Source organism: Bacillus timonensis, assembly GCF_004799755.1.
In the GTDB taxonomy this organism is placed as follows: Bacteria; Bacillota; Bacilli; order Bacillales; family Bacillaceae_L; genus Ferdinandcohnia; species Ferdinandcohnia timonensis_A.
This window is the reverse complement of sequence record NZ_SLUB01000093.1, coordinates 1-9012: the sequence shown is the minus strand read 5'-3', so window position 1 is coordinate 9012 and position 9012 is coordinate 1. Positions and strand designations below refer to the sequence as shown.

Below are 9012 nucleotides of genomic sequence, written 5' to 3'. Positions count from 1 at the left end.
AGATGTGTATAAGAGACAGTAATATACATGTGTATTGAGGGTTTGTCAATTAGAATCTATTAATTCACTATTTAACACTTAAAATTTATTAACAATGTAAAAAACGTATAAAAGCGTTTTAATTGACATAATGTCATTTTATAGGTATATATATAATATTGAGGCAAATTATAGCTTAATATTCGCTGAATTCCCGTTTTTTTAGGGGAGCGGGGGAACCATAACGTGCAAATAAATGCACTCGGGGTGAATCCTTATTTACTAAGGTAGGAATATACTCTTCATCCGAATCCGACAGCTAACCTCGTAAGCATCTGGAGAGAGCATTGTTGTGTAATTCAACTTTCAGGCCACGAGCCATACTCTCGTGGCCTTTTGTGTCTCCCAAAATATGCTTTTCATCGCAATTCACCATTTCCTTTGCTTCCAGATTACAATTCAACTACATCTTTGAGGAGGTTTTTTATGTCATTAACTAAAAAGATTTTATTAGGTTTAGGATTAGGGGCAGTTGTTGGTCTTATTCTAAATGTAACATCACCCGCTGCTTTTGAATTTGCAAATACCTATATCTTTGTTCCACTAGGTCAGATCTTCTTGAATTTGATTAAAATGCTTGTTGTTCCAATTGTTTTAGTATCTATTACTCTAGGAGTTACAGGACTTGGTGATCCTAAGAAACTTGGGAGAATTGGAGCTAAAACGATTACTTACTTTTTAGCCACAACTACATTTGCAATTACAATTGCAATCGCACTTGCCTCAATCTTCAAGCCAGGTGTTGGCGGAGGATTTAATACAGAGGGAGTTACTTACGATGGTGCAACTGAAGCTCCTCCGGTTATGGAAACGTTAATAAATATTATTCCAACGAATCCATTTACCTCAATGAATGATGGAAATATGCTTCAAATCATTGCTTTTGCTATTTTTATAGGTTTTGCTTTAACCGTTTTAGGTGAAAAAACAAAGGGAATTGTAAACCTGTTTGAACAAGCAAATGAAATCTTGATGTATCTTGTTAATCTTGTTATGAAGACGGCTCCATATGGAACGTTTGGATTAATTGCAACTGCAATTGGAGGCCAAGGTTATGCCGCGATTAAAGCAATGCTCGCGTATTTCTTAATCGTACTTGCTGCCTTACTCATCCATGCTGTTGTCACATATGGAGGTACAATTGCGTTAATTGCAAAACGAAACCCAATCGAATTTTTTAAAGGATTCGCACCTGCCATGACAGTTGCCTTTAGTACATCAAGTAGTAATGCTACACTTCCCATTTCAATGGAGACTGCACAAAAAAATCTTAAGGTTCCCGAATCCATAAGCAGCTTTGTTCAACCATTAGGCGCGACCATTAATATGGACGGAACTGCCATCATGCAAGGTGTTGCTACCATTTTCATTGCACAAGTATACGGTGTTGACCTTACATTCACTCAAATTTTAGTGGTTATCTTAACTGCGGTACTTGCTAGTGTTGGTACAGCTGGGGTCCCTGGTGTTGGATTAATCATGCTTGCAATGGTTCTAACAGCAGTTGGTTTACCAGCGGAAGGAATTGGTTTAATTATCGGTATTGACCGATTACTTGATATGACGCGTACTGCAGTCAATATCACAGGTGATGCTGCATGTGCGGTTTATGTAGCAGAATCTGAAAAGAAACATTTAGATAAAACGACTGCTTAATATGCACCGATTAGCGACAGGGATTTCCCCTGTCGCTTTCCTTTTTAAAACGGTATAATTAGGGAAGAAAATGTCAGTTTGGAGGATTTAAAATCATGGTTAATAAGGGCACAGTTAGGGAAATGACTATACATAGTAATATTTTAAATGAAGAACTAGAGCTGATTGTTTATTTACCAGCATCCTACTCTCCCCTTTATAAATACAATATTCTTATCGCACAGGATGGACGAGATTATTTTAATCTTGGCAGGGTTGCGAGGGTTGCCGATACACTGTTAGAAGGTGGAGAAATCAGCAATACCATTATTATTGGGATTCCTTATAAAAGCGTTGCAGACCGACGTAGGAAGTACCATCCAGATGGTGAGCAGCATCATTTATATAAGCGCTTTTTAGGAGAGGAACTGGTGCCATTTCTTGATCAAGAGTTCCCAACCTATCAAATGGACCAAGGTCGCGCACTAATCGGGGATTCACTGGCTGCGACTATATCACTATTAACAGCACTCGAATATCCTCATACTTTTGGTAAAGTGATGTTGCAATCACCTCTTGTGAATGAACACGTCCTTCAGAAGGTTGCAAATTTTGAAGAACCGCACCTCCTTGATTTATATCATGTGATAGGAACAGGGGAAACCGAAGTGAAAACAACAAAGGGGGATATTGAGGATTTTTTAACCCCAAATCGTGAATTGCATGACCTCATTGTAAAAAAAGGATTCCCCTATTTTTATGAAGAATTTAATGGCATTCACACATGGAAGTATTGGCAGCCTGATTTGCCAAGAGCCCTTTCAAAAATGTTAAAATAACTTAATTGGTATTCTATCATTTTCAGATATTTGATATAATTGTGTTATTATTTTTCGTATTTCTCATTAGGTACTTCTCGTTTTGATTTATTAATCTATAAGGAGGGCAATAAAAATGAAATATGGCATTGTTATCTTCCCATCCAAAAAACTTCAAGACAAGGTTAACTCATATCGGAAACGATATGATCCACATTATGCATTAATTCCACCACATCTTACGGTTAAAAATGCATTTGAAGCATCCGATGAAGAAATTCAGGATATTACAAGGGAATTAGAAGTTATTTCTACACAGGTTGAACCATTTTCATTAAAGGTCTTAAAAGTTAGCTCCTTCTCCCCTGTCAATAATGTCATTTACTTGAAAGTCGATCCGAATGAAGAATTACAAAAACTACATAATGCTCTTCACTCAGGTTATTTTGCAGGAGAACCCGAGTATGCGTTTGTTCCCCATATTACAATCGGACAAAAGTTATCGAGTGATGAGCATTCAGATGTGTATGGTCAATTACGGATGTTAAAAATGGACCACGAGGAGCAAATTGACCGCATCCATCTTCTTTATCAGCTAGAAAACGGTTCATGGACCGTTTATGAAACATTTCGTTTAGGAAAGGAAAATTAGACATAACATGGAAGCACGAATCGTAACTAACAACAAAGAACAAGACGATGCCTATACAATCCGAAAAGTGGTCTTCGTCGATGAACAAAATGTACCCCTTGAAGAAGAAATTGATCAATTTGAAGATGAAGCTACCCATATTGTCCTTTATGATGATAATGAACCTGTTGGAGCTGGACGTTTCCGCGAGCTTGACGGATACGGAAAAGTAGAACGTATTTGTGTCCTTGCTTCACACCGTAAAAAAGGGGCAGGGAATTTGATTATGGAAAAGATAGAGGACATTGCAAAAGAGCGAGGCATTTCAAAATTAAAGCTCAATGCTCAAACACACGCGGAAAACTTCTATAAGAAACTAGGTTATGAAACCGTTTCAGGTATCTTTTTGGATGCTGGTATACCGCATGTCACGATGATAAAAGCATTATAAATGTAGAAAGGATGTCTGCTTTAAGGCATCCTTTTTTTGGATAAATTTAGTGAAACCTGCTCATTCTACCATAGAGAGGTGAGCATGTTGGAATTTTTCAAAATCGCTTTTGATTTAGTAATTGGGCTTTTAGGGTTACTGATCCTTACAAAAATATTGGGAAAAACACAAATAACCCAAATTACAGCTTTTGATTTTATCTCAGCACTTGTACTGGGCGAATTGGTTGGAAATGCTGTTTTCGACCAAAAGGTTGGGATCATTCAAATTCTTTTTGCCATACTGGTTTGGGGGATTTTAATTTATGTGATTGAGATAATTACACAGAAGATTCGCAAGACAAGACCATTTCTTGAGGGAAAGCCTTCAATTATTATTCACAAAGGGAAAATTATTCGAGAGCATTTAAAGAAAAACAAACTGGATATTAATCAATTACAGCATCTTCTTCGTTCGAAGGGTGTTTTTTCAATTAGAGAAGCTGAGTATGCCATTTTAGAAACAGATGGCTCAATCAGTGTTCTAAAAAAGTCCCCATATGAACCACCAACTCGTCAAGATTATAAAATGGCTGAACAAAAGGTTCGACTCCCCATTACATTGGTAAGCGATGGGGTGTTAATTCACGAAAATTTAAGGGAAAGTGGCTTTACGGAAAGTTGGTTGCAATCGGAATTGAAAAGCCAAGGTGTAGCTACGTATAAGGATTTACTATACGCAGAATGGCATGAAGAGGAAGGCTTATACGTTCAAGAATTCTAGCCTTCCTTTATATAGACTCGTTAAAAAGTAAGCCTTTGCCAGTATATTGTGCATGGATATTTTCAATATATTGGCTTTGTTTTTTCGACAATGTTCTTCGGTCAACCTGTTTAAGATTATATGAACGCTCATTTACGTTCAAGACGACCGGATTTACAGAATGAAGTCTCATTTGGTTTGTTTTATAGGTTGTGGTACGGTGGACATATTGAGTATATTGTTCATTGTTAATTGGTAAAATATAGCCCATTTTTTTTACCCTCCATCCCCTTTTTTATTACATATGTATCGTCTTAATGTTTTATTATAAAATTCGAGCCTAGCCTTGTATTTGTAGGGGTAGATGTAGATACAGAAAAGGTCTGACCATTTCGCCAGACCCTTTTTCCTCATTTTTTATTAATCATCTTTGAAATGGTGTTAAAGTCCATTTTTTCCTTGCCATTTACGATACTATTAACAATTTTGTCTTCAAGTTGCTGATTTACTGGTTTATTTGCAATTTTAGAGACCTTTCTAATTACATTACGAACGGTATTCTCATCTTTAAAATTTGCATTTTGCAAAGAGTTTGCTAGCTTGAACACCTCCTGCATATCTACGCCTGTTTTCTTTTCGATATTCTTAAAAAAGTTATTATCCATTTCGAAGCCTCCTTACATTGTGATATATCGTATGACCCCCGCCTACAAGTGGTGCGCAGGTTGGGGAAATCTTTTTTTAAATGTAGAAAGTACGAGCCGATTGACTCGTACTTCTACTTTTGGAATGCTGTGATTAGTTATAGAAAGAAGCACCTACAATAATTAATAGGATGAATAATACGACGATTAAAACAAAAGTTGATCCGCCGTAGAATCCGCCGTAACCATAGCCTCCATAGCCGTATCCACAACCACCGAATCCGTAGCCCATATTTTGCACCTCCTCATAAAAAGAGTACATTATAAACTATGTTGTACAGGTGGATTTTGTGAGGACAGGAGCACAGGGCAGCAGCGGAAATTAAGTAAAAGTTAATCCCCCATCTTTTTTTCTAACTCTCCTTGTTTCTTCGAAAACCATCGATCTAGTTTTTCCATTTTCCCTTCAAGTTCTCTTTCAAAATTTCTAGCTTGCACATCTAATTGCCTTAATCCTTTTTCATTTTCTGCAGCCCATTTATCCAACTTCCCTATAGCTTCTTCATGGTCTTTAGAATAGTCAGTCATAAAACGGTCAATTTCTTTATCAAATTTATTCATGTCTATACCTCATAAAAAACTCTCCTAAAAATTAATTAAGTCATTTTTAGCATATGCCTTAATATTGATGTTGTTTTTACTTTTATTCAATAATATACATTAACTGTAATCAAAACCTCGAAAGTGGTGATAACAATGAAAGATAATGAAAATCAAATTATTAATAATATAAAGACTGGGGACTTTCAAAAAGCACTCGAACTTTTTAATGACAAAAATCTCCAAACTAATAGTCCAAAATATTATGCAACACGTTCATGTGAAAACTTACAAAATGGAAAACTTCAAAATGCATGGTTATGGTCATGGAGAGGATTAAATAAATTTCCTAAAGACCCTATTTTAACAAGGATTATAGAAAAGATATGTGAATTAAATAGTGTTAGAGAGAAAAGTAAGCAAACCTATAATTTAAATTTTGAAGATAATGAGACTCATGGGGAAGTGGGAAACTCAAATACTAATATTCGGGTTCTTCAGGGAAGTATGGAGATTGCGAACCAAATGAATACACTATCCGAAGGTTTAAATAGACAAGGGATTATTGCCCATACAATAAATTATTATCCTTATTATTTAAATTATGATTCTAATTACACGTGGTCCTTAATAGGACAACGAAGCACACCTTTAATTAATGAGAAACTTAGAAAATTAACGAATGAGTTCCTTCACCATTATGACCTTTTTCACTTTCACTTTGGAACAAGTCTGACACTAGATTGGTCAGACCTTCCCTTATATAAGTCATCAGGAAAAGCTATTCTTATGCAGCATTGGGGAAGTGATGTAAGAATCTTCTCAAAAGCCATCGAATTAAACCCTTATGCATTAGTTAAGAATAAAAATGAGTACCAAATAAAAACAAAACTTTCCAAACTCTCTGATAACATTCATAATTGTGTAGTGTTTGATATGGAGCTATACCAGTATGTAAAGGAATTCTATAAAAATGTTCACGTCCTGCCATCAATGATCAATTTAAAAAAATACCAACCAATAAAAAATGCAATACCAAATAAAAAACCCCTAATTGTACACGCTCCCACCTCCCCTGCAATCAAAGGAACCAAATACATTTTAGAAGCAATTGAATCATTAAACGATAAATATGATTTTGATTTTCGATTAGTAAAAGGCTTGTCTCATGATGAGGCAATCAAAATATATCAAGCTGCAGACCTAATTATTGACCAACTTCATATAGGTAGTTATGGGCTATTTGCTGTAGAGGCTATGGCCATGGGAAAACCAGTGATTTGTTGGATTAGTGATTTTATGAAAGACCATTATCCAAACAACCTTCCAATTATTATAGCTAATCCTGAAACTATAAAAGATACTATAGAGTTCATCCTCAGGAATATAGACCTACTTCCGGAAATTGGAATAAAGGGGAGACAGTATGTTGAAATGAATCATGATATGGTAAAAAACAGTAAAGATGTGCTCTCGTTATACCTTTCTTTATTACAAAAATAAATATGATTTCTTCATAATCAGTGTTGGACATTTTCCAACTACTGATTATGAAGTCTATTTATTTAGTTTTAAGATACCTTTGTAATTTAAATTCCCACTCTAATTCCAAGTTTTTCTTCTAACAACTTTTTATTATGAAGAATTCTAGGATCTTGAGGTCTATATTTTGCTGCCTCTTCATTATGATAATAGGATTTTTGGAGTTGGCCTAAATTATAATAACAAACACACATTTGCAAATGCGGATACCATGTATAGTAAGCTGGATAGCTAAAACTCCACTTTGCTGAATCCGGATGTAATTGTGTTGCGAGGTTATACCAGTATATTGCTGCATTATATTCTCGTTTTATCTGAAAGTTATATCCAATCCTACTGCACGTTTCAGCACGTGGGGTCTTAGAAAACTCAAATGATTGAAATAATGATTTTAATTCATTTTCCAAATCTCCAAGAAAACGGTAACAATCCGCTTTATTAATACAGGCATATACTTTATCTTCTATCCATCCTTCTTTTAGTGCAATATTTTTATCGTAAGCATCGATAGCTTTTTCATAATGACCATTTTCTCTCAGCTCATTTCCATAGTAGAAATAATCTCTCGCAGAAAATTTATCACCACGATCTATTTTATTCTGATATATATTTAGGTTTCTCCCAACGGAATGTTTAACTTTTTTATGGGTCACCGATATATCCGAGTTAATAATTTTTCCATATACCTCTAAATACTGATGACAGTCTCCTTTCCAGACGAAATTTTTTTCTCTTTTCACCAGTCGGTTACGGCGGTAACGCAAAGTTACATTACCAAATTCATCTGTACCAGCATCATAATACATAGATACAGAATCGACGGACTGATCCAAAGTTTCTTTAAGTTCCTTAAACTTTTTTCGGTCTTCCTCTAACAATACATCATCGGCGTCAAGATATAGAATATATTCCTTTGTGGCATACTTAAATGACTCATTTCTTGCAGCTGCAAAGTTACCTATCCATTCAAAGAAGAACACTCGATCTGTATATTGCTTTGCAATTTCAACTGTCCGATCCGTTGATCCGGTATCAACAATGTTGATTTCATCCACAATGTCTTTTACTGTTTCTAAACATCTAGCTAGCACTTCTTCCTCATTTTTCACAATCATACATAGACTAATAGTTACCATTAATCGATACTCCCTTCCATCAAACAATTAATTAAAATGAAATAATATGCTTAAAAAAGCGCAGATAAACTGCGCTTATTATCAAAAATGTTTCTTAAAACACAATTACATTTAAATCTGTATTCACGCCCGAAATTGAAGTAACGTTAGTTGCACTATTTGTGATTGCACGAACTTGAATCGTTGAATTACCAGTGGTTGTTACATTAAATCCGGTAATTTCTGCAAACGGATTTCTGTAAGTTCCTGCTCTAGAAAGATGCGTATTAAAGGTTCTTGTATCAACAAGTGTTCCATCTACATATAAACGTAAACTTATATTTAAATCGAAGTTTGCGTTTGCAACATATTCTATTGATACGGCATATGCAAGTTGTAATACATCTCCCGCAACTACTGGTACAGTAATCGATCCTATTACAGTTTCAGTTGGTGGTGTTACAGGAATTGGTGTCGGTCCTGCAGTACTATTAAATTGGAAGGTTGGAGATGGACCTGTTGGGCCAGTGGCTCCTGTCGCTCCTGTTACTCCGGTTGCTCCTGTCGCTCCAGTTACTCCGGTTGCTCCTGTTACGCCTGTGGCTCCCGTTGCTCCTGTCGCTCCAGTTACTCCGGTTGCTCCTGTTACGCCTGTGGCTCCTGTGGCTCCTGTCGCTCCTGTTACTCCGGTTGCTCCTGTTACGCCTGTGGCTCCTGTTGCTCCTGTCGCACCAGTTACTCCAGTTACTCCGGTTGCGCCTGTGGCTCCTGTCGCTCCTGTTACTCCGGTTGCTCC

The 9012-nt window shown here is 36.1% G+C and carries 11 protein-coding genes, 1 pseudogene and 1 riboswitch; of the genes and pseudogenes, 6 read left to right on the top strand and 6 right to left on the bottom strand.

What is annotated here, in order from left to right; all coding sequences use genetic code 11:
- Positions 1–173: 173 nt before the first annotated feature.
- A riboswitch (cyclic di-AMP (ydaO/yuaA leader) is annotated at positions 174–329 on the top strand.
- Positions 330–465: 136 nt separating this feature from the next.
- The 5 genes from E1I69_RS23245 to E1I69_RS23225 all read left to right on the top strand — a co-directional run bounded on the left by E1I69_RS23245 (position 466) and on the right by E1I69_RS23225 (position 4336).
- Positions 466–1695, top strand: a complete 1230-nt coding sequence (locus E1I69_RS23245) for a dicarboxylate/amino acid:cation symporter (protein WP_136381883.1) — start codon at positions 466–468, stop codon at positions 1693–1695.
- 95 nt (positions 1696–1790) lie between these two features.
- The gene (locus tag E1I69_RS23240) at positions 1791–2513 is read left to right on the top strand and encodes an alpha/beta hydrolase (protein ID WP_136381882.1); all 723 of its coding nucleotides are present in this window, start codon (positions 1791–1793) and stop codon (positions 2511–2513) included.
- Between the two features lie 115 nt (positions 2514–2628).
- On the top strand, positions 2629–3144 hold the full coding sequence (locus E1I69_RS23235) for a YjcG family protein (RefSeq protein ID WP_136381881.1): 516 nt from the start codon (positions 2629–2631) through the stop codon (positions 3142–3144).
- A 7-nt stretch (positions 3145–3151) separates the two neighbouring features.
- Positions 3152–3574, top strand: a complete 423-nt coding sequence (locus E1I69_RS23230; protein WP_136381880.1) for a GNAT family N-acetyltransferase — start codon at positions 3152–3154, stop codon at positions 3572–3574.
- 84 nt (positions 3575–3658) lie between these two features.
- A complete protein-coding gene (locus E1I69_RS23225; protein ID WP_136381879.1) occupies positions 3659–4336 on the top strand; it encodes a DUF421 domain-containing protein in 678 nt (225 codons plus the stop codon).
- A 7-nt stretch (positions 4337–4343) separates the two neighbouring features.
- Here the strand turns inward: E1I69_RS23225 and E1I69_RS23220 are convergent, their stop codons facing one another.
- The 4 genes from E1I69_RS23220 to E1I69_RS23205 all read right to left on the bottom strand — a co-directional run bounded on the left by E1I69_RS23220 (position 4344) and on the right by E1I69_RS23205 (position 5580).
- The gene (locus E1I69_RS23220) at positions 4344–4586 is read right to left on the bottom strand and encodes a hypothetical protein (RefSeq protein ID WP_136381878.1); all 243 of its coding nucleotides are present in this window, start codon (positions 4584–4586) and stop codon (positions 4344–4346) included.
- A 139-nt stretch (positions 4587–4725) separates the two neighbouring features.
- Positions 4726–4980 carry a stage VI sporulation protein F gene (locus E1I69_RS23215; RefSeq protein WP_136381877.1) on the bottom strand — a complete coding sequence of 85 codons (255 nt, stop codon included), beginning with the start codon at positions 4978–4980 and terminating at the stop codon, positions 4726–4728.
- 133 nt (positions 4981–5113) lie between these two features.
- A complete protein-coding gene (locus tag E1I69_RS23210) occupies positions 5114–5251 on the bottom strand; it encodes a YjcZ family sporulation protein (protein WP_026021714.1) in 138 nt (45 codons plus the stop codon).
- Positions 5252–5352: 101 nt separating this feature from the next.
- On the bottom strand, positions 5353–5580 hold the full coding sequence (locus E1I69_RS23205; RefSeq protein ID WP_136381876.1) for a hypothetical protein: 228 nt from the start codon (positions 5578–5580) through the stop codon (positions 5353–5355).
- A 135-nt stretch (positions 5581–5715) separates the two neighbouring features.
- On the opposite strand from E1I69_RS23205, the gene E1I69_RS23200 reads away from it, so the two are divergent.
- Positions 5716–7062, top strand: a complete 1347-nt coding sequence (locus E1I69_RS23200; RefSeq protein ID WP_136381875.1) for a glycosyltransferase — start codon at positions 5716–5718, stop codon at positions 7060–7062.
- 86 nt (positions 7063–7148) lie between these two features.
- Here the strand turns inward: E1I69_RS23200 and E1I69_RS23195 are convergent, their stop codons facing one another.
- Together E1I69_RS23195 and E1I69_RS25570 are read right to left on the bottom strand one after the other, a co-directional pair.
- Complete coding sequence (locus E1I69_RS23195) at positions 7149–8237, bottom strand: glycosyltransferase (RefSeq protein WP_136381874.1); 1089 nt, start codon at positions 8235–8237, stop codon at positions 7149–7151.
- A gap of 487 nt (positions 8238–8724) precedes the next feature.
- Positions 8725–9012: pseudogene (locus E1I69_RS25570) on the bottom strand (hypothetical protein); the annotation flags it as partial.